Raw genomic sequence first — 21,079 nt, forward strand, 5'->3', positions numbered from 1 at the left:
AGAATGAATGAAAAATCATTATGATTGCGCTTTACAGCACGTATAACAAGGGAGGAAATCATCATGTCAGAAGATCGCAAGCTGTCATTCGAAACACTCGCTGTCCATGCCGGACAACAAATTGATCCTACTACCTTTGCCCGCGCCGTTCCGTTATACCAAACCACCTCGTATGGATTTCGGGATGCTGAGCATGCGGCTGATTTATTTTCGCTAAAAGAGTTCGGCAACATTTATACGCGTCTGATGAATCCGACCACGGATGTGTTTGAGCAGCGGATCGCAGCTCTGGAGGGAGGGGCTGGCGCGTTGGCGACGGCTTCGGGAGCAGCGGCCATTTCCTTTTCCATCCTGAACATTGCCGGAGCAGGGGATGAAATTGTGTCGGCATCCAGTTTGTATGGCGGTACATATAATTTGTTTTCCACGACGCTACCCAAGCTGGGCATTAAGGTGCATTTTGTGGATTCGGATGACCCGGAGAACTTCCGTAAAGCCATTACGGATAAAACGAAGGCGTTATATGCCGAAACGATTGGCAATCCGCAGGGCAATGTGCTGGATGTGGAAGCTGTAGCGGCGATTGCGCATGAATACGGTATTCCGTTGATTGTGGATAACACGTTCCCAAGCCCGTACTTATTGCGTCCTATCGAATACGGAGCGGATATTGTCGTGCATTCTGCGACGAAGTTCATTGGCGGACACGGAACGTCCATTGGTGGGGTGATCGTAGACAGTGGCAAGTTTGACTGGAAAGCAAGCGGCCGTTTCCCCGGACTGACCGAGCCAGACCCGAGCTATCATGGGGTTGTATACACCGAGGCGGTGGGGCCTATTGCCTATATTATCAAGGCGCGGGTACAACTGCTGCGTGATTTGGGGGCAGCTATTTCACCGTTCAACTCATGGTTGCTGCTTCAGGGCTTGGAGACACTCCATCTGCGGCTGGAAAGACATAGCCAGAATGCTCTGAAGGTAGCGCAATATCTTGAAAACCACAAGGATGTGGAGTGGGTCAGCTACACCGGATTGCCAAGCCATCCATCCTACGAATTAGCTCAAAAATACTTGCCGAAAGGGCAAGGGGCGATCCTGACCTTCGGCATCAAAGGCGGCAGTCAGGCGGGAAGCAAGCTGATTGAAAATGTGAAGCTATTTTCCCATCTGGCGAATGTAGGTGATTCCAAATCTCTGATCATTCATCCGGCTAGCACAACGCATCAGCAGTTGAATGCGGAGGAACAGGTTGCTGCCGGAGTCAAGCCAGAGCTGTTGCGTTTGTCCGTCGGGACGGAAGCGATAGACGATATTTTGTACGATTTGGAGCAGGCGATCGCGGCCAGCCAGCAGTAGTTAAGTGAGCAGAGGCCAGCGGCGTTGGCTTGTTGAGCAAAGTGTGACAGAGCATGTGTGGAGGAGTTTATAAGAGGTTTTTCAAACCGGATCGCTTTTCGGTTTGTTGTTAATCAGGTGGGGGGCAACCTCCACCTTTTTTGGCGTCTAGGTTATGGAGAAATAGCATTGACAACATACCCCCATAGGTATATATTATACCCCATAGGGTATATAAGGAGGAAGAAGAAATGGGCAGAAAGATAGTTATTATTGGTGGGGTAGCAGGTGGAGCTTCTGCTGCGGCGAGATTGCGTAGATGGAACGAGGAAGACGAGATTATAATGTTTGAGCGCGGAGAGCATGTTTCTTTTGCGAACTGTGGTCTTCCTTACTATATTGGCGGCACGATCCATGCGCGGGAGAAACTGTTTCTCCAGACACCTCAAGGGATTCGGGAGCGTTTTAATATAGATGTACGGGTGCTCACCGAAGTAATCGAAATAGACCGGGAGCAGAAGCTCATTCACTTTCGTGATGTGATGACAGGGAAAAAGGGAGCGCAACCGTACGATATGGTGGTTTTGTCGCCAGGTGCCAGACCGATGATACCGGATATTCCAGGATTAAACGAAGCCACTAATCTATTTACGCTAAGAAATATTCCTGACACGGACGTGATTAAGGCATATGTAGATGAAAAGCATCCGCGACATGCCACTGTCATCGGCGGCGGATTTATCGGGCTGGAGATGGCTGAGAATCTGCGGGAGCGAGGACTTGCGGTAACGATTATCGACCAAGGAGAACAATTGCTTCATCCGCTAGATCCTGAAATGGCTAGACTGGTGGAACAGCATATGAAGCTGAACGGGGTGGAGGTGCATTTAAAGGAAGGGGTCGCGGCTTTTGCAGATCAGGGTACACGGCTCCGTTTGGCTTCCGGAGGTATGCTTCGGACGGATTTGGTTATTCTTGCGATTGGTGTTGTTCCCGAAAATGAGCTGGCCAAGCAAAGCGGACTGAAGCTTGGTTTTCGCGGGGCTATTCAGGTGAACGCCCAACTGCAAACCAGTGATCCGGCCATTTATGCGGTAGGCGACGCCATTCAGGTCAAGGATCGCAATCACGGTTTTGCAACGATGGTATCGCTGGCTTGGGGAGCCAATCGGCAGGGGCGTTTGGTGGCGGATCATATGAACGGCCAGGCCATTTCTTATGATGGCGCGCTCGGAACGTCCGTGATTAAGACGTTTGCCTTGACAGCAGCATCTACAGGCAATAATGAAAAAACATTGCTGCGGCTGGGTGTTCCCTATAAGGCTGTTCATATTCATCCCGCTTCGCATGCAGGTTATTATCCTGGGGCATCGCCCATTTCCATGAAGCTGCTCTTTAACCCGGAAACAGGAATGATATACGGGGCACAGGCCGTTGGAGCAGATGGGGTAGACAAAAGAATTGATGTGATTGCAACCGCCATTCGTGGACATTTGGGGGTGCGTGAGTTGGCTGATATCGAACTTGCTTATGCACCTCCGTATTCTTCAGCCAAAGATCCTGTCAATATGGCTGGTTATGTGGCTTCGAATATCATGGATGGGCTGGTCCACACGATGCAATGGCATGAAGTCGATGATTTTTACTGCACAGGCGGCGTTATTATTGATGTCAGGGATGAGGTGGAGCTGCAAGCAGGAGTCATTCCGGGTTCTATCCATATTCCTTTGGCAGAGCTGAGAGGACGAATGTCGGAAATCCCCCATGATCAAGAGATCGCGGTATCCTGTCAGGTCGGCTTACGGGGCTATATTGCGGCTCGAATGCTGACCCAATACGGGTATCGGGTGAGAAACGTTGATGGTGGCTACAAGACATATTCAGTTATGGCAGAACGGAATTCTGATTCTGATCTGCCTATAGGGAGTGAGAAGGACGAGGAAGCTAAAGATGGGTCCGGCGTTCCTTCGAGAGTTGGGGAAGAATTCGTAGGTCCCCACACAGAGCCGACCCTGCTGGATGCTTGTGGATTGCAATGTCCCGGTCCTATTCTCAAGGTATATGAAGCCGTTAAGGCTATGGAAGAAGGACAAAAACTGGAGGTTACAGCAACCGATTTCGGTTTTGCGAGAGATATTGAAGCATGGTGCCTTAAAACCGGGAATACGCTGGAATCTCTGGGAGTGTCTCATGACAAGGTTAAGGCTGTAGTGCGCAAAACAGATCAAGGACGACGGTTTTTAAAATAGTTCATAACCCATCCAATGTGATTGAGATAGTCTGTCACTTCGCCGTGCAGGGCACCAAAAAAAGTATCTTGAAGCTCTACGTCAACGGTACCTTTTTTCGCCAGTGCATGGTAAGCCTGCTTAAGCTCCTCTTCGCTGTCAAAGTCGAGAATGATTTGTACATGCTGCGCTTTTAGCGGTTTACCGTAGGAATCGGAAAAATGGACGTGACTGCTGCCGAGGTGAAGCTCAGCGTGTAAAAGCTTGCCTTCTTGCTTGTTCAGCACTTTAATTTCTCCGCCCAAAACAGACTGATAATAATCCACCGTTTGCTGGACATCGTTTACAATGACAAAAGGACTTGCGCTTCTCATGGGTTCATCTCCTTCGAGGTCTTTATGTAGTTAGTATACATTATTTACGTTGCTGACAGAGTTTACCCCTTTTCATTTCAAATTATGGCTTGGTTCACTGTGTGACGTCTGTTACAATAGAAGGGACATTTACGAATGGATAGAAAAAAGATCGGACGGTGAGCATTTGTATGCTGTGGGAAGCGACTATATATTTTGTGATTTTGGTAATTTCCGCTCTAAGCGTGATTGCGGTATCAGGTAGCCGGAGGACTGCGAGTACCATTCTTCTGGTGCCCATCGTTTTATTTTGTACGATATTTATGGTGCAAGGTTCAGTACTTACAGCGATGAAGCACCCGACGATGGGAGCTAATGTGGGTTCGGGAATGGCATTTTTAACAACTTGGGTAGTTACCGGAATATTGTTTGCTGTGACGATTGTGATTACTTTCGTTAAATATAGCAGGAAGAACAAGGCGTAATTCAGCCTTAACCTCAGATGAATCAGGGCTTGCGGTCATTTGCCGAAAGCCCTTTTTGTATTTAATTAGCATGTACCGATTTACCTCAGTAAGATACCTGTTGTGGAGCGTTTGGAAAAAAATAGAGCTGGATTTCAAAAAGAGGTTTACAGGCTTAGTTGGGAAGTGTATACATATAGTAAGGAGGCGATTGCCATGAGTGATCGTGCATTTCATTTGTTCTATATTATTTTCCTGACGGTTCTGGCATTAGGAAGCGTTGGTGGAATCGTCTGGTGGCTGCGTTCTATCGGTCGTCAGGAGAAAGAAAAAAACTGAATTTGAACCGGACCGTAAAAGTCCAAAATGCAGCTTCCAGTAGGAGGGTGCATTTTTATGTGCTATAATGGGAACATATGTTCTTTATAGTGGGAGGAAAGATGATGTTGCCTGATTTGGAACGAAAGCTGTTACGGATTCTGTATAACTATTTTGCCCAGCATCGCCATATGCCGACGATGAACGAATTGACTGTCAAAACGGGGAAGAGGGACAGTGAGATTACAGCCGCTTTGCGGCATATGGAACAGGAGCGTTATATTACATGGGAAAATAACTCCAGTACTCAGCATGTGGTTTTACTGGAAGGATGGGAGCGGCCTTCGACGGATCAAGTCACCCGCCCGGAAACAGGGCGATCAACTACGCCAACCACGTCGCAGGGCGGCACGGAATACTGGACGAATTATTAGAGTAGAACACAAAGCTGGAAAATTAATGAGTTTTTAAGGTGCATATCATTTAGTTTTAAGAAAGGGGGACTATAATGACCCTATTAACCCCTTTTTGATCAAGCTATAGGCCCTGCCGATGTATCGGAAGGGTCATTTTTTTGTTCATAGATGCTCTCGGCGGTGCTACTGGATATATATATGGACACTAAAAATCCCCCGGGGATCATCCGGAGGATGGGTGCAGCTTGCGTATACTGCACGGCCTGCTCGAACTTCATGGTTCGACGGCATCATATATGTTCAACCCCTGCTGCCTTGCATAATATGGTCAGCATGTTCATAAGGGGCAGTCCGATTCCACTGCTCATTTTCCAAACGACAAAAGCCCTACCTCTCTTTCGTCCTTGCGGCTCCGATGACCGCGCCAGTGTGAATGTGAAAATCTTCGGCAAAAGCTCAAAATTCTACATTAGGGTTATACATAAAATTTGGAGAAGCTCCATGCGGTGATTAGGAGTAATAGCTTGTTGCGCGGAATCCTATGGGGTTTAATACATACTCTAATAGTATAGCAAGAACGATTCTAAAATGCAAGGTTGCAATTTCTTCGCCTCGTGAAGAGCAGAGGCAGCGTGTTGCACAATTAAATGTTTACACTCGCAGGTGAGAAATGTAGACGAACGTAAGTGTTTCATTCTATATGATTAAAAGGCGCTTATAGGATTTGTGCAAATTGCTCAAGCAAGAAGGTTAACTTTTGCCGACCGGACTCCGATATTGAATAAACAAGATGTTTTGTGAGTGTACGGATGAAAAGAGGGGTAGCATTTTGCCGATCTATAAGCGTTTTATTCAGTATGTTATCCTGAACTATATTATAGGATCGTTTATCGCTGTTCTGTTGGTAGGCGCGATTTTTATATTTTCCACGTTAAATGTAGCCCGTTATGAATTTTTAGGTCTTATGAAGATCATTGCTTTTTCCAGTATCATTATGATTGTATGTGAAACGCTGGTATTTCGGATGCATCTGAGACCAGTTCGTCATTTTTTTCTGGATGAGTGGACGACGTTCGAGGATGTAGAAGCGATGTATATACGGATTCACCGTCTGCCTAATCTTTCTGTGTTACGTATTATGGGACCGCATTTGCTCGGTTTTTCCATCCCGGCAGCTGGTATAGCTATATGGATGATTCATACCGGACAGCTCACCTTGCCCTTCTATTATGTGGGGATTGCCTGTATAGGGGCTTGTCTGGTCGCTTCGATGCACGCGATGATTGAATTTTTCCTGACAATGAGGGCGATCCGTCCGTTGCTAATAGAAATTAGAGACCGGACTTATCAGAAACATGGAATTAACCTATCGCTTCGGGGACGGGTGTTACTATCACTCCGGCACAAATTTCAGTTGAGTGCAACGTTGATTGGTGCATTTCCGCTTTTTTTGTTTTGCCTGGCTACGCAGATTCGGCTGGAACGTCTGAATGAAGCGCTTTCCAACTCCTATTGGCTATGGGCGGGCACGATTTTACTATTTGGTGTGGCCTTTGCTTATCTGGGAGGATGGCTGTTAACCCGTGAGATTGAGCAGCCGATTCACCATTTGCTGGAAAAGATGAATGAAGTGAAGGAAGGATGTCTGTACGATAAGGCTAAAGATTTGTACTCTGACGAGTTTGCGAAGCTGGTTGAAGGCTTTAACATCATGGTCGAGGGATTGAAGGAACGGGAAGACAAGAATAGTCAGCTATTGGAAAGCTATTTTACCACCTTGGCGGCAGCGCTGGATGCGAGAGATACCTATACCGCAGGGCATTCTTTGCGTGTGGCTGAATATTCGGTGATTATTGGGCGAAGAGGCGGCTTGAACGAGACGGAGCTTGACCTTTTGCGCAAAACAGCATTGCTGCATGATATAGGCAAAATCGGTGTGGCCGATGCCGTGCTGCTCAAGGATGGTCAGCTGACGGACGAGGAATTTGACCAGATTAAAATGCACCCGGTTATGGGAGAAAGCATTCTTCGCCAAGTGGAGCCGGCATATGCCATGGCTCCTTATTTGCCCGGTGTGCGTTCGCACCATGAGCGTTATGATGGCAAAGGATATCCAGACCAACTCTGCGGAGAAGATATCCCGTTATTTGGGAGGATCATTGCCGTAGCAGATGCGTATGATGCGATGACGTCTGACCGCCCATATCGGAAGGGTATGCCTAAAGAAAAAGCGATTATGATATTGGAAGAGGGAAAAGGAACCCAGTGGGACCCTTACTTTGCCGAATTATTTGTCGATGAATGGCGCCGGAACAAAGGCATCATGAGTTGACCCTATACTGTGTATCCACTAGGGCGAGCCGTTGCGGTTCGCTTTTTGTATATAGAGATGTACGCTCTTTAGGCATGTCGAAGGCTGAAGCTTCATGTTATGATATACGAGAACGGCAAAAGTGGTCTGCATAGGCCTGGCATCCAATTTTTCGCGCTATGGGAGTGTGAGTCCATGCAATTTTCAATGATGTTTCTAATGAATCTGGGAATGCTGATTGCCGTTGCCTATGTGGCGAACGTAATTTATAAATATGGGTTAAGCCGTACCTCTTCGCAATTTAAATATATTAGTTCAGTACTGCTGGTGGTATTTGGCGGATGGGTTAGCTCTTGCTTCGGTTTTAACTTTAGCGAGACGGTTATTTTTGATCTGCGTTTTGTGCCGTTAATTATCGCGGCGTTGGTGTATCCCCGCTCCTATACGCTTATTATTATCGGGGTAGCGATCGGACTTACAAGATTTACCTTCGGTATGAATATGGCGGCGTGGGCCGGCTTTCTGAATATGAGCATTCTGGGCGTGCTGTGCGCCGGGTTGAACTACTGGATGCGCCGTTCCACCTGCCGTCTGATTATTAAGGCATCGGTGACCATTTTAGCGGTTAATATCGTAAATACGTTGAATATTGCCTTTCTGGGCGTCATTCCATGGCACTATTATGTGGCGGAAGTTGTCCCGCTCACTTTGCCTATCGGCATTGTGCTCAGCTTTTTATTTGCGCTGATTTTACGTGATTTTCAGATGGAGCAGATGCGTAATTATCAGATTATACAGGCGAATCAGCTATTATCGGAACAGCGCGATGAGTTACAGAAGACGAAAATCATTTTGGAAGAACGGGCCAAGCAGTTAATGGTGGCTTCCCAATATAAATCCGATTTTTTGGCAACGATGTCGCATGAACTGCGTACACCACTTAATAGCATTATTAATCTGGCGCAGATCATCAACGAGCAGGGAACAGAACTGGATGAGGACGAGCTTTACCAGTACAGTGAGCTGATCTATGCCTCTGGGCATGATTTGCTCCAGTTGATCAATGACATTCTGGACTTGTCTAAAGTCGAGGCTGGACGGATGGAAATCGTCAGTGAGCAGGTCAGCGTGCGCGAGATTGCGCAGGTGATGATGATGCATTTTGAAGTCACTGCTAAGGACAAGAAGCTTGAATTCAGCTTGAAGGAGCAGGGCGATATACCGAATGAAATTCGATCCGATCACAAGCGTGTACAGCAAATTTTGCGCAACCTGTTGTCTAATGCTTTTAAGTTCACTCATGAAGGCTGTGTACTGCTGGAAATCAGCACTCAGCATCTGGAAGGGAAGGAACAGGAGGGAGATTGGGTTGTATTTGCGGTAAAAGATACGGGCATCGGTATTTCCAAGCTTCAGCAGCATGTTATTTTTGGGGCATTCCAGCAGGCCAACGGTTCCATTAACCGCAAATATGGAGGAACCGGACTGGGACTGTCGATTAGCCGTGATTTATCCCGCTTGTTGGGCGGTTTTATCCGTTTGGAGAGTGAGGAGGACAAGGGAAGCACCTTTTCCCTGTACCTGCCCATGTGTCCGTCTGAAAACAAGGAGGCGGGTGAACAGCCGTTTAAACTAGCCTAATAACACAGGTGCCGGATCAGGTAGGTTACACAGGCATAAAGGAGGTCTATCGTGGAGCGTAAAGCGGTCGTTGTGGGTGCAACGGGGCTTGTCGGGGGTTATGTTGTACGGGAGCTGCTGGTGCAAAAGGAATACAGCCGCGTCATGGTTGTGGGCAGACGTCCGCTGGAAATCAAGCATCCCAAGCTGGAGCAGGCACTCATCGACTGGGAGCAGCCGCAGGAAGCGGCGTCTGCCTTCGAGGGGGTTGCTGATGTTTTTTGCTGCCTCGGGACGACGATGAAAAAGGCTGGTTCCAAGGAGCAGTTTCGTCAGGTGGATCTGGACTATCCGGTTCTGACCGCCCGGTTGGGCAAAGAGGCCGGTGCGGTGCAGATGCTCGCTATCTCCTCAATGGGAGCGGACCCGGAATCGCGCGTGTTTTACAACCGTACGAAGGGTGAGGCTGAGGAGGCACTTGCCGATATTGGCTTGCCTGCGTTGCATCTGTTCCGTCCGTCGCTGATTTTAGGCACAAGGTCCGAACGTCGTTTTGGCGAAGCCGTCGCGGCTGTCGTGATGAAGGCACTTGATGGCGTGATGACGGGCAAACTGGCTTCCTACCGCGCCATCCCGGCCTCGGTGATCGCACGGGCTATGGTACGAATCGCTCTCGCGCATGCGAGCGGCGTACATATTTATCCGAATGAAATCATTCGGGTCATCGGAGCTGAGCTGACACCCGGTGAGGATGATTCAGGGACAGAGCGTAACAGTCATTAATACGGAATAGTGGCTTTGGACTTACCGTGCTATAATACGGAGAATCAGCATCAGGAAGGAGAATTCAACCCATATGAAAAAAACAATTGCCACTGAAAAAGCGCCCGGCGCTATTGGGCCCTATAGCCAGGCTGTAGAGGCGGGCGGTTTTATTTACACCTCGGGACAGCTTGGACTGAATCCGGCGACAGGTGAGTTTGGTAAGGATGTACAGGAGCAGGCTCGTCTGTCCTTGAGCAACGTACAAGCTATTCTGGAAGCGGCTGGAAGCAGCCTGAACCAAGTTGTGAAAGCGACCGTATTCCTGAAAGATATGAACGACTTTGTCAGTGTAAATGAAGTGTACAGCTCTTTCTTCGAGCAGCCGTATCCGGCTCGTAGTGCGGTGGAGGTAGCACGTCTGCCGAAGGATGCGCTGGTAGAGATTGAAGTTATCGCCCTGAAAGGCGAATAGGCTACAGGAACAGAAAAGAACTTCCAAAATCCACACTTGATGTAGAAATGGAAGTTCTTTTCTGCGTGTGTTATACGTGATGAGATTCTTTTAGTCCCGGTCCCGGTTACGGGCAAAGAACAGCCATAGCGAGTATACCAGGATGATTGCGGCCAGAATGAATGCAGCCAGCCGCACGTTTTCATTGCTTGGATGCTCGATGGCGATGGCGACATAAGCCCACACAAACACAAGTGGATAAATGCTGTCACGATACGGGAAGCTGACCATGATGGCGAGCACAGTACCAATGACCAGGATGATGATCGCCCAGGTAGTATCGCTGATCCCCCAGCCGCTCCATTCGTTCTTTTTCAGTGCCACCGTGATGTTGATGATCGTAGCGACGGTTACCCAGCCAAGGTTCAGACTGAACGGCAGCTTAACGAACCACATTTCCCCGAGGGTGGGTTGCGGCGTACGAGTGCGTACATATACGACAGCCAGAGAGAGCAAGTAAAGTATAATGACGATCACACACAACTCTACATATACATACTGCCACAAAAAAATCCAGATGATGTTAAAGATGCAGCTTAAAATAAAGAAAATCCCGATAGACTGGACGCTCGTCTTGTTTTGTCCTGCCGATGTGGCCTGATACACAACAAAACAGCCCAGCAGCAAGTAAATAACCGACCAGATGGAAAAGGCATAACCCGCAGGTGTCAGCAAAGTAGGATACATGTTGGATACAGCAGCAGTGCTTCTTCCGCCGATGGGCAGTGTGGAAGCCAGAATGTTAACGACGATGACAGCAATAAATGCAAGGATATTCCACCATTTGAATGGGTGACTTCGTGACATAGGGGCATCTCCTCCTATATGAATCATAAACCGTGGAATGACCGACTGGTCACCATCTTCTACTATGAATATACCCACTTTGCTTCCAAACAAGTCCTATCTGCAAAAAGTTTCACGATACAGGAAGAATGAATAGTGGCACAGCATTGAGATAGCTAAAACGCTGTCAGGCAGGAGGACTAAACGGGAACTATTTGACTTTATATGAACTTATTATTATACTGTGGTTGTTGAAGCCACTGTATTTAAGTAAGCAATTACACATGCTTCATGAGTAAAGTAAACTAAAGTAAAGTTACCTTGAATTCGTATTCGGTATCATGGTAACAGCTTATATCCGTCTGATCTGATTTCATTTAAAGGAGAGAATACCCAATGAATCCGAAATATAAACCGTTATTTGAAGCTTTTACCTTGCCATCCGGCGTTACATTGAAAAATCGTATTACGATGGCACCTATGACCAACTTTGCGTCTCATGAAAATGGTGAGGTCAGTGACCAGGAGTTGGCTTACTACCGTGAACGTTCCGGCGGTGTAGGTGCGGTCATTACCGCTTGCGTGTACGTGACTCCAGATGGTAAAGGCTTTGTAAATGAGTTTGGTGCGGACAAGGATGAAATGATTCCGAGCCTGCGCCGTCTGGCTGACACGATTCATCAGGAGGGTGCAAAAGCGATTCTGCAAATTTATCATGGCGGTCGTTTGTGCCCACCGGATCAAATACCGGATGGACAGCCGATCAGCGCAAGCGCGGTTGCTGAGGAAAAAGAAGGCGCACCTGTGCCGCGTGAAATGACCACCGATGATATTCACCGTGTTATCCGTGCCTATGGCGAAGCGACTCGCCGCGCGATTGAAGCGGGCTATGACGGTGTCGAGCTTCACGGCGCGAACGGTTATCTGATGCAGCAGTTCTTCTCCCCGCATTCCAACCTTCGTACCGACGAATGGGGAGGAAGCCTTGAGAAACGCTTGACCTTCCCGCTGGCGGTTGTTCATGAAGTGAAGAAAGTGATCGCAGAGCATGCGAAGCAGCCGTTCGTTTTCGGCTATCGCTTGTCTCCCGAAGAGGGACACACGCCAGGCATTACATTGGACGATACGCTCGTGCTCGTAGACCGCTTGGCGGATCAAGGGCTGGATTACCTGCATATCTCCGTTAATCATTTCTTCGGCGGGTCCATTCGTGACCGCAGTGCAGAACAATCTCGTACCGTTATCATTCATGAAAAGGTAGGTGACCGTGTGCCTGTCATGGGCGTCGGCTCGCTGAATATGCCGGACGAAGCTCTCGGCGCACTGGAGACAGGTGTACCGCTGGTTTCACTGGGACGTCCGCTTCTGATGGAGCCGCAATGGGTTCAGAAGGTGCAAAACGGAACAGAAGATACGATCCGCACGACATTGTCCAAGCAAGCTCAACAGGAACTGGTCATTCCAGACTACCTGTGGGGTGCGTTGACGACGATACCTGGCTGGATGCCTGTTACAGACTAAATCCCGAATGAAATGGATGATAATACCGATAATACCCTGGGTTGCTTCCATACACCCAGGGTATTATACTGTTCTGTGGCTGCATGCATACGAAAAACAGAGAAAGAAGGAAAATGATAATGTTACATGAAGCTAATGGTTTGTTCTCAATAGAGTCCACCCATCCGGGGCTACAGATTCGTCTTTTACAAGTAAGTGATGCAGAACGATTATTGGAGATTAGACGCGAAAATTTTGATTTTTTTAAGCCATTTGAGCCGGAACGGCCTGAAATTTACTTTACGCTGGAGGAACAGGCCCGCCTGATCTCCATTGGCCTTGAGGCTGCTCAAGCCGGGCAGGGATATACGTTTGGACTTTTTTTGCCGGAAAAGGATAAGCTGATCGGCAGAATGGAGCTATCAGGCGTAGCCAGAGGCCCTTTTCAAAATGCGAATCTAGGGTACTTCGTAGATCCTGCACATCACGGACAAGGCTACGCTACCTCAGCAGTAAAGGATATTGTACGTTACGCCATCAATGAATTGGGATTGCACCGCATTCAGGCCGGGGTTATGCCAAGAAATACGCCATCCAATCGAGTAATGGAAAAGGCCGGATTTCGCCAGGAAGGGCTGGCTTTGAACTATTTGAAAATTAATGGTGTCTGGGAAGATCATGTGCTGTATGCGCTAACGGCTGAGGATCTACAGAATGGCGTCTTCTGAACTCGCCGGGTGTTACGCCCTCCAGTTTTTTGAATACCTTGCCAAAATATTTTTCGTCCTGATAACCAACCATACCGGCAATATGATGAAGGCGGAGCTTGTCATTTAACAGCAGCAGCTTCGCTTTGTCCATCCTGATCCGACATAGATACTCGGACAGATTAACGCCGTATTCCTGCTTGAATTTACGAGAAATATATTCTCGACTGAGATAAAAACGGCTCGCCATATCCTGTAGGGAAATGTCCTCATCGTAATGAGCATCCAGAAAGCGGGCAATATCACGGATAACAGGATTGCTGGGGCTATGGCTTGGTGTAAGGGCCTGCCCGGCTGCCAGCAGTCGGTTTTCGATCTGCTTCTGCCATAGACTCAGGGATAGCGAGCCCCGGTTGTCGATCGGCAGTGCAGGGATAGAGCCGTGCTCGTCTGCCAGTTCCTCGTCCGCTGCATCTCCGGGTCTGTCATTCAGCCAACGGGCCAGCATCCAGTCCAACTCCTGATTCCAGCCGACCAGCTGCTCAGCTGTAAGCGAAGGCAGCTCGGCTGCGGCTGATATCCAGCGGCCAGCCGCCGCAGCTATACGACTGGCGTTGCAGCTAAGCGCACTAAGCCGAAGCTCTTCCTCCATCTCGGGTAGCTGGGGAAGACGCACCGCTTGTCGTGCTAGAGAGCTGTTGTGCAGCCAGTCTGCTGCTTGCAGCACATCTCGTTTCCACAGTGCTTGCCGTGCTTCCTGGTAGGCTGTGGCCGCCGCCACGGGAAAGGCACCGAAAGAGCCGATTCCGATGTGCATATAGCACCGCAACGCCGTTCTTATCCCAGTGTGGATATCCTGCAAGAGCAGCGGCCAGCGGGACGGTTCGCCCCAATACAGCAGAATAATTTCGTCCATGCGCTCCAGATGGCGGAACGCAATCCCGGTTTGGTAATTCCCAAGAAACTCGTTGCAGATGTTCATCAGGGAAAAGCCCAGAAGCGTGTGCCGCGTCTTGTATTTGTCCAGCATGTCGGCATCCAGTTGAGTGGTGCTCATCACCGCTGCATTGCACATATGAATAGCCGCAGGAAGATGCAGTTCCTCACGTAAAGGCGTGATGGAAAGATTCGCCGTACCGGACACCAGCTCGGTCAGGAGCTTGTCGGCATAGTGCGGTCTCATCCGGTTCACCTCAATGGCCTGCATCGTATGCCTGTTCCGGTCTTGCTCCGCTGTCTGCCAGGCTTGAGTGGCTTTGGTTAAAGCCTCGTTAATCTCCACCGGGTCCACAGGTTTGAGAATATAGTCCATGCCTCCCCGACGGATGACCTGCCGGACCAGCTCAAAATCATCATAGCCGCTGACCACCACGACTCGGGTCGCGGGGGAATTCACCTGAATCCACTCCATCAGGGCCACCCCGTCCTTGCCTGGCATCCGCATATCCGTGAGTACAACAGGTGGCGAAAGGGCGGTGATGACCTCAATCGCCTGATCGCCCGATTCAGCTTCAATGACCTCAGTCACGCCACAAGCTTCCCAATGTACAAGCATTCGAATGGCATGGCGCACATGCTTTTCATCATCCACAATCAGGACCTTCATGACAGGTCACTCTCCCTTAATATGAATTTCGGTATGAGCTTCGGTACGAATTTCGAGTGTATAACGAACGCCATGAGGCAGAATATTGTCTACATACAGGGTATTAGACCCGTCTTCGGAGTGAAGCTGGATCCGCAGCAGCACATTACGGAGTCCGATAGAATCCGACTTGTCGGTGTTCGGTTCCTCATAGGCCTTCAGCGGACGTTTCAACATATGTTGGAGCTGCTCCAGCTCAGCCTGCGGAATCGACATTCCATTATTTTCTACTGTAATCTTCAAGATTCCTTCCCGAATCCGCCAGCCTGCAATGCGAATTTCACCATGTCCCAGCCGCGGATCAGCACCGTGTTTAAAGTAATTTTCCACTAATGGCTGAAGAATCATTTTGGGCACCTGATCATCTAGGATTCCATCTTCCCATTGGTAAGTAACCTCTAGTTGCTCGCCAAAGCGTTCTTTTTGCAAATCAAGATATTGCTTTACGTGCTCGGCCTCTTCCTTGAGAGTGACGACTGTATGATCCCGCATGTTATAGCGCAGCATTTTGGCAAGAGAAGACAGTAGGGAATAGATTCTTGGCACCTCATGTTGTAGAGCCAGCGTTCCGATAGACTGTAGCGTATTGTATAAAAAATGAGGATTAATCTGCGCTTGAAGCGCTTTTAATTGATGTGTCTTATTCGCCAGTTCGAGCTTGTATTCTTGTAAAATGAGGTTGTTGATCGTATCCATCATCTGTCGGAAGCGGCGTGACAGCACTCCGATCTCATCATTGCTCATGGCCCGAATATCTACATCCAGTTGACCGGACTGAATCTGGTTTATGTAGCGGGTCAGTCGCTTGATGGGCTCTGTGATTTTGATGGAAATCCATAAGGTGGCGACAATGACGAGCAGCAACGCTGCGCCTGTAATGATTGCATTGATCTGGGTCAGGCGGGTGGCTCGTAAATAAAGCGTGTGATTAGGAATTTTCTTAACGAGCGTCCAGCCTGACAGGCTGGCATCCAGCTTGCCGTATACCTGCAATGCTGTATCGTCTTCAATAACACCGTGCTCGCTTTCTTTAGAAATTCGATTAAGCAGGCCAGATTCCTTCCAGTGTGTTCCAATCGCCTCTTCCTGTCCACTATATATGATCGTTCCGTTCCGGTCGACCAAAAACAGCTCCTCTGTATCTGCATCATACAATTGACGGCAAATACTGCGCAGCGGCTCCAGACGAACATCCATTGCAAGCACCCCAAGTGTCTCTGAGGAAGGAATGTTCCGAATCGCTCGATGGAGTGTAAATACCTGCCGCTGTGTGTCGTGTTCTGCATAGGAAACCGCTGAAAAGCCGTACAATTGCTTCGTATGTGAAGGCTGGATGAACAATCCGGAAGAGCCGTATTGAATGGAGCTGGTATAGGGCGCCAGCCGGAATTCCCGTAAAGGGACCGTGCTAGTAATTAGCGTAGATTGCCTGGCCTCAAAAGAGTGCAAATATACCTGGTCGATGCCAGACGAAGCATTCATCATCGTTTGCAGTGTGGTATAAATTTCGGCAACGGCCCGGTAATCATTCGGAATTTTAGCCAGATTGCGCAGGAAATGAGGATCATTATAGACTCCGAGGGATGCGCGGTTTAGTCCCTGTAAATAATTATCCAGATTCGTAATGCCCTGGAAAATAAGCCGTTCATTTTCTTGTGTGGCCTGCTCTCGCAAGGATTGCTTGGTAAGAAGGAAGGTCATGGTCATCGATAGCAGCAGCGGCAGAGTAACTGCAATTAAGAGAAACCAGATCAGACGAGAACGAATGCTGTGGAATTTCAATGCGAATAGCTCCTTTCACAAATTCAAGGCAAGTCGGAGGTCAATATTTTCCCCCTGAATGGTTCACGATCTTGCGTGTTCTCTAGAGCGCTTATTCGACATAATGAACATGTGAACCGCAAATCGAATGGTCAAAGCGTCCATGCTGCTTAAGGAAGCCGTAAGGAGCGCTCCAGACACCAACAGACAACAAAGGGGGGATCGGCTTGAACCGTGCCAAATCGTCGCAATGGCTCCAGCAATGGATTTTCGTAGGGCCGTCGACGTTATTTTTCGTTATCATTATTGTAATCCCTTTCATGCTAGGAATGTACTATTCTTTTACAGAGTGGAATGGAGTTGCTAATCAGGCGAAGTGGGTCGGATTGGATAATTTCAGTCACATTTTACTGGATGATGACAAGTTTAGGACAGCGTTCTGGTTTACGGTCCGTTTTACGGTGATTGGAGTAGTGGCTGCGAATATGATTGGTTTTTTGCTGGCGTATTTTTTAACCAAGCCGCTGAAGACCAAAAATGTGCTGAGGACTATTTTTTTCATGCCTAATGTGATTGGAGGGCTGTTGCTGGGATTTATCTGGCAGTTTATTTTCGTCAAAGGATTTGCGGCGATTGGGGAAAGTACGGGCTTGTCTTTCTTCAATCTGCCCTGGCTGGGAGATGAGATCACGGCTTTCTGGGGTATTGTGATCGTGTTTATCTGGCAAACCGCCGGATATTTGATGGTTATCTACATCTCTTCCCTGACCAATGTACCTCGGGATATGCTGGAGGCAGCCGAAATTGACGGAGCGAGTCGGATGCAAATATTAAGGTCAATTATACTGCCCTTGATCATGCCTGCCGTTACGGTATGTCTTTTCCTGGCGATCTCGTGGTCATTTAAAATGTTCGATCTCAATTTGTCACTGACCAAAGGGGGGCCCTTCGGTTCCACGGAATCGGTCGCACTTAATATTTATAACGAGGCGTTTGTGAATAATCGTTATGGGCTGGGGACGGCCAAAGCACTCATATTCTTTATCATTGTTGCGCTTGTTACGAGCCTTCAGGTGCGTTTGACAAAAAGCCGGGAGGTGGAGGCGTAAATGGAAACAAGCAAGCGTTACCGTGCTGGAACATGGGTGACCGAGCTGGTGATGATACTCGTCGCTTTGATCTTCCTCGTTCCGTTTTATTTTTTGTTCGTCAATTCGGTCAAAAGCTTTGGTGATCTGCTCACCGATTCGGCGGCCTGGCCACAAACGTTTGTATGGAGTAACTATGTCAGAGCATGGAGCATTACACGTTTTCCCGAGGCCTTATGGAATTCACTCGTAGTTACGGTGGTCAGTAATCTGTCGCTTGCGCTGATCAGCTCGATGGCTGCTTACCGGATGGTCCGGCATCCAACGCGTTACAACCGGGTGTTGTTCACTCTGTTCGTGGCTGCCATGGTCATTCCTTTTCAATCCGTTATGATTCCTTTGGTCAAGGTCGTAAGTACGCTGGATTTAATGAACAGCATCAGTGGTCTGGTTATCTGTTATTTGGGATTCGGGGCGCCGATGTCCATCTTTCTCTTTCACGGGTTCGTCAAAGGCGTACCGGTGGAGGTGGAGGAGGCAGCTACGGTAGACGGCTGTACGCCTTACGGTGTGTTTTTCCGCATTGTATATCCGTTGATGCTGCCGATGATGGTAACGGTTATTATTTTGAATACGCTCTGGATCTGGAATGACTATCTGCTGCCTTCTCTTGTGCTGCAAAAGGCGGAGCTGCGGACGATTCCAATCGCGACCTATGCCTTTTTCGGACAATACACCAAGCAGTGGGATTTGGCATTGCCTGCACTGGTGCTGGGTATCTTGCCAGTGATCGTATTCTTTCTGGCCATGCAAAAATATATTATTCAAGGTATTATGGCTGGCTCAGTCAAGGGCTGAGTGTGGGATGAACTGAAATTTAAAATAGAAAGGAACATGAATATGAAAACGCATACTTTTAAAAAGAAAGCCCAAGCCCTGATTCTGCTTCTCGCTGCTTTTGCACTTGTTCTGGCAGGGTGTAACAGTAGCGGCGGTGAACAAAATGCAGGCAAAGAGGAAGCCAAGGAAAAGACGATTCACATTTTTCAGTACAAGGTGGAAATTGCAGAGGCACTCAATCGCATGAAGGCCGAATATGAAGCTTCCCATCCGGGAATCAAGCTTGATATTCAGACCGTGGGTGGAGGTAGCGACTACGGGGCGGCCTTGAAGGCGAAGTTTGCCTCCGGGGAGCAGCCGGATATTTTTAATGTAGGAGGCTACCGCGAGCTGGATACGTGGCTGGAATATTTGGAGGACCTGTCTGACCAGCCTTGGGTGGGTGACGTGGTCGATGTCGCCAAGGAGCCCATGAGCAAGGACGGCAAGCTATACGGTCAGCCGATGAATCTGGAGGGCTACGGCTTCATTTATAACAAGGATTTGTTCAAGAAAGCGGGCATTACCGAGACGCCCAAAACGCTGTCCGAGCTGGAGGGAGCTGCCCAAAAGCTCCAGGCCGCAGGAATTACCCCCTTTTCTAATGGATATCAGGAGTTTTGGGTGCTGGGCAATCATTTGCTGAACGTCACATTTGCCAATCAACCGGACCCGTCAGCTTTCGTGAAAGGGCTGAATGATGGAACAGCGAAAATCCCGGGTAACGCTGTATTCGCCGAGTGGATCAAGCTGTTCGATCTGACGCTCAAGTATGGCAGCTCCAAGCCGCTGACGACGGATTACAATACTCAGGTCACGAATTTTGCTACTGGCAAGGCAGCCATGATGCAGCAAGGGAACTGGACCCAGGTACAAATTGACGGGATTAATCCAAAGCTGAATCTGGGTATTCTGCCTATGCCGATTGGTGAAGACGTCGCAGCCGGAGATAAGCTGTTTGTAGGAGTCGCCAACAACTGGGTAGTTAACAAAAATTCATCTGTCAAAGCCGAGGCGAAAGAGTTTTTAAACTGGATGGTGACATCCGAGCAGGGTAAAAAGTATATCACCAAGGAATTCAAATTCATTCCGGCGTTCAAGAGCATTAAAGGGTCAGAGGCCGATATGGGCCAATTGGGTGCCGAAGTGGTGAAATACAGTAAGGAAAACAAGCTGCTGGGCTGGTTCTTTAGCCGCTATCCTGAAGGAGCGCAGCAGGAATTCGGCAGTCAGATGCAAGCCTATGTGGCGGGTAAATCGGATGCCGGGAAGCTGCTCGAGGATTTCCAGAGCACGTGGGATAATTTGAAGACCAAATAGTTGGAACGAAAACGAGGACTCATGCAATCCATGTTCCGTTGCCTGTCGAAGTTAACTCGACAGGCTTTATTTATTTTAAGCTTTCCGATACAGAACCAGCACTTAACTCCTAATCATTGATTTTATTTCTAAACTTCCGGAAATTTTTGGGTGTTATATAATGATATTTTTTAAAAGACTGAATGAAGTGATTTACATGATTGAATCCAACCCTGTGGGCTATTTCAGTTATTGTATAATCTGTTGAAATTAATAACTCGCTGCCTTTCCTGATACGGTACTTAATTAAGTAGTCGTAAGGTGTCATATGAATGGTTCTCTTAAAACTACGAGTACATTCCGAAACACTTAGATGTGCTGTATCAGCAATCTCTTGCAGTGATATATTATTGGGGTAGTTCTGATGGATGAAGCTGAGCATTAATTGAAGTCTTTCTTGTTGCAGCTTTAAGTATTTAGGTGCTTCCTCAGAAGAAAGCGAAATGTTAGAAATTAAGATGAACCATAATTGTACAGTTTTAATAGAAACCTCATATTCCCATCCCCAGCTTTTTTTTGTATCAAATCTTTTTTTCATATCCCAAAGCATTTCCAGTACTTTAGTTTGCCATTCAGCATCCCCTTTGATGACTAGCGATAATAAGAGAGAGTTTGTAAAAGGCAGTACATAATTTTTTCCCATCGCGCTATCCGCATAAAAGGCCAGCAGCTTCTCAGGAAAATTAAAACTCACGTATTGACCGTTATGTGTTAGGTGTGTAGTAACATGCAGGACCCCCTTATTAATTAAAATGGCCTGGCCTGCTTCTAATTCATGGTCAATTCCATTGACTTGTATAGTTAGTTTTCCTTTAGTTACTAAAGTAATTTGTAGCTCTTCGTGCCAGTGTAAATCGTTGAAGCCTCTACCTTCAGGGATGATTTTTAGAGCATTAGCAGTGTACATAATGTATGGAAATGAAGCATCCGGATAGAAAATGGTCTCGTGCAATTGTTTAGACATTATAGAAGTCCTTTCCGATGATGATATTTCTATATAATTCAATGATATTCTTGCACAAAAAAAAGGATG

The 21,079-nt window shown here is 47.9% G+C and carries 19 protein-coding genes; 14 read left to right on the forward strand and 5 right to left on the reverse strand.

Features of this window, described 5'->3' with window-relative positions:
* The first annotated feature begins 63 nt into the window (after positions 1–63).
* Positions 64–1,356: a homocysteine synthase gene (locus NST83_RS02755; RefSeq protein WP_137061406.1), complete on the forward strand. Its 1,293-nt coding sequence runs from the start codon at positions 64–66 to the stop codon at positions 1,354–1,356.
* A gap of 230 nt (positions 1,357–1,586) precedes the next feature.
* Entirely contained in the window at positions 1,587–3,584 is a 1,998-nt protein-coding gene (locus NST83_RS02760) for an FAD-dependent oxidoreductase (RefSeq protein WP_342416483.1), read from the forward strand.
* Here the strand turns inward: NST83_RS02760 and NST83_RS02765 are convergent.
* Positions 3,560–3,937, reverse strand: a complete 378-nt coding sequence (locus NST83_RS02765; RefSeq protein WP_342416484.1) for a VOC family protein — start codon at positions 3,935–3,937, stop codon at positions 3,560–3,562. The genes NST83_RS02760 and NST83_RS02765 overlap by 25 nt on opposite strands.
* 170 nt (positions 3,938–4,107) lie before the next feature.
* Between NST83_RS02765 and NST83_RS02770 the strand changes: the two genes are divergently transcribed.
* From NST83_RS02770 to NST83_RS02800, 7 genes are all read left to right on the forward strand, one after another.
* Positions 4,108–4,401 carry a hypothetical protein gene (locus NST83_RS02770; protein ID WP_342416485.1) on the forward strand — a complete coding sequence of 98 codons (294 nt, stop codon included), beginning with the start codon at positions 4,108–4,110 and terminating at the stop codon, positions 4,399–4,401.
* Positions 4,402–4,596: 195 nt separating this feature from the next.
* Complete coding sequence (locus NST83_RS02775; protein ID WP_283654467.1) at positions 4,597–4,719, forward strand: hypothetical protein; 123 nt, start codon at positions 4,597–4,599, stop codon at positions 4,717–4,719.
* Positions 4,720–4,823: 104 nt separating this feature from the next.
* Complete coding sequence (locus NST83_RS02780; protein WP_342417856.1) at positions 4,824–5,132, forward strand: hypothetical protein; 309 nt, start codon at positions 4,824–4,826, stop codon at positions 5,130–5,132.
* An 811-nt stretch (positions 5,133–5,943) separates the two neighbouring features.
* On the forward strand, positions 5,944–7,446 hold the full coding sequence (locus NST83_RS02785) for an HD domain-containing phosphohydrolase (protein ID WP_342416486.1): 1,503 nt from the start codon (positions 5,944–5,946) through the stop codon (positions 7,444–7,446).
* 174 nt (positions 7,447–7,620) lie between these two features.
* Entirely contained in the window at positions 7,621–9,066 is a 1,446-nt protein-coding gene (locus tag NST83_RS02790; RefSeq protein WP_342416487.1) for an ATP-binding protein, read from the forward strand.
* 51 nt (positions 9,067–9,117) lie between these two features.
* A complete protein-coding gene (locus NST83_RS02795) occupies positions 9,118–9,828 on the forward strand; it encodes an NAD(P)H-binding protein (protein WP_342416488.1) in 711 nt (236 codons plus the stop codon).
* A gap of 73 nt (positions 9,829–9,901) precedes the next feature.
* The gene (locus NST83_RS02800; RefSeq protein WP_014279543.1) at positions 9,902–10,282 is read left to right on the forward strand and encodes a RidA family protein; all 381 of its coding nucleotides are present in this window, start codon (positions 9,902–9,904) and stop codon (positions 10,280–10,282) included.
* Positions 10,283–10,372: 90 nt separating this feature from the next.
* Here the strand turns inward: NST83_RS02800 and NST83_RS02805 are convergent, their stop codons facing one another.
* Positions 10,373–11,128, reverse strand: coding sequence for a tryptophan-rich sensory protein (locus NST83_RS02805; RefSeq protein WP_342416489.1), 756 nt, complete (start codon positions 11,126–11,128; stop codon positions 10,373–10,375).
* Between the two features lie 375 nt (positions 11,129–11,503).
* Here NST83_RS02805 and NST83_RS02810 point away from each other — a divergent pair, with 375 nt between their 5' ends.
* Both NST83_RS02810 and NST83_RS02815 read left to right on the forward strand, forming a co-directional pair.
* Positions 11,504–12,628, forward strand: coding sequence for an NADH-dependent flavin oxidoreductase (locus NST83_RS02810; RefSeq protein WP_342416490.1), 1,125 nt, complete (start codon positions 11,504–11,506; stop codon positions 12,626–12,628).
* Positions 12,629–12,747: 119 nt separating this feature from the next.
* Positions 12,748–13,335 (forward strand): GNAT family N-acetyltransferase, encoded by a 588-nt coding sequence (locus NST83_RS02815; protein ID WP_137061587.1) that lies wholly within the window; start codon positions 12,748–12,750, stop codon positions 13,333–13,335.
* On the opposite strand, the gene NST83_RS02820 is transcribed toward NST83_RS02815, so the two are convergent.
* The gene (locus NST83_RS02820; protein ID WP_342416491.1) at positions 13,265–14,920 is read right to left on the reverse strand and encodes a response regulator; all 1,656 of its coding nucleotides are present in this window, start codon (positions 14,918–14,920) and stop codon (positions 13,265–13,267) included. The two genes, NST83_RS02815 and NST83_RS02820, sit on opposite strands and share 71 nt — an antisense overlap.
* Before the next feature lie 6 nt (positions 14,921–14,926).
* Positions 14,927–16,741 (reverse strand): histidine kinase, encoded by a 1,815-nt coding sequence (locus NST83_RS02825; RefSeq protein WP_342416492.1) that lies wholly within the window; start codon positions 16,739–16,741, stop codon positions 14,927–14,929.
* Between the two features lie 206 nt (positions 16,742–16,947).
* Here NST83_RS02825 and NST83_RS02830 point away from each other — a divergent pair, with 206 nt between their 5' ends.
* The 3 genes from NST83_RS02830 to NST83_RS02840 are packed head-to-tail and all read left to right on the forward strand — an operon-like array spanning position 16,948 to position 20,007.
* Complete coding sequence (locus NST83_RS02830; protein WP_342416493.1) at positions 16,948–17,829, forward strand: sugar ABC transporter permease; 882 nt, start codon at positions 16,948–16,950, stop codon at positions 17,827–17,829.
* On the forward strand, positions 17,830–18,666 hold the full coding sequence (locus tag NST83_RS02835) for a carbohydrate ABC transporter permease (protein WP_137061417.1): 837 nt from the start codon (positions 17,830–17,832) through the stop codon (positions 18,664–18,666).
* A 42-nt stretch (positions 18,667–18,708) separates the two neighbouring features.
* Positions 18,709–20,007: an ABC transporter substrate-binding protein gene (locus NST83_RS02840; RefSeq protein ID WP_342416494.1), complete on the forward strand. Its 1,299-nt coding sequence runs from the start codon at positions 18,709–18,711 to the stop codon at positions 20,005–20,007.
* A gap of 109 nt (positions 20,008–20,116) precedes the next feature.
* On the opposite strand, the gene NST83_RS02845 is transcribed toward NST83_RS02840, so the two are convergent.
* A complete protein-coding gene (locus NST83_RS02845) occupies positions 20,117–21,010 on the reverse strand; it encodes an AraC family transcriptional regulator (RefSeq protein ID WP_342416495.1) in 894 nt (297 codons plus the stop codon).
* Positions 21,011–21,079 lie beyond the last annotated feature (69 nt).

The sequence above is a fragment of the Paenibacillus sp. FSL R10-2782 genome, from assembly GCF_038592985.1.
In the GTDB taxonomy this organism is placed as follows: Bacteria; Bacillota; Bacilli; order Paenibacillales; family Paenibacillaceae; genus Paenibacillus; species Paenibacillus terrae_C.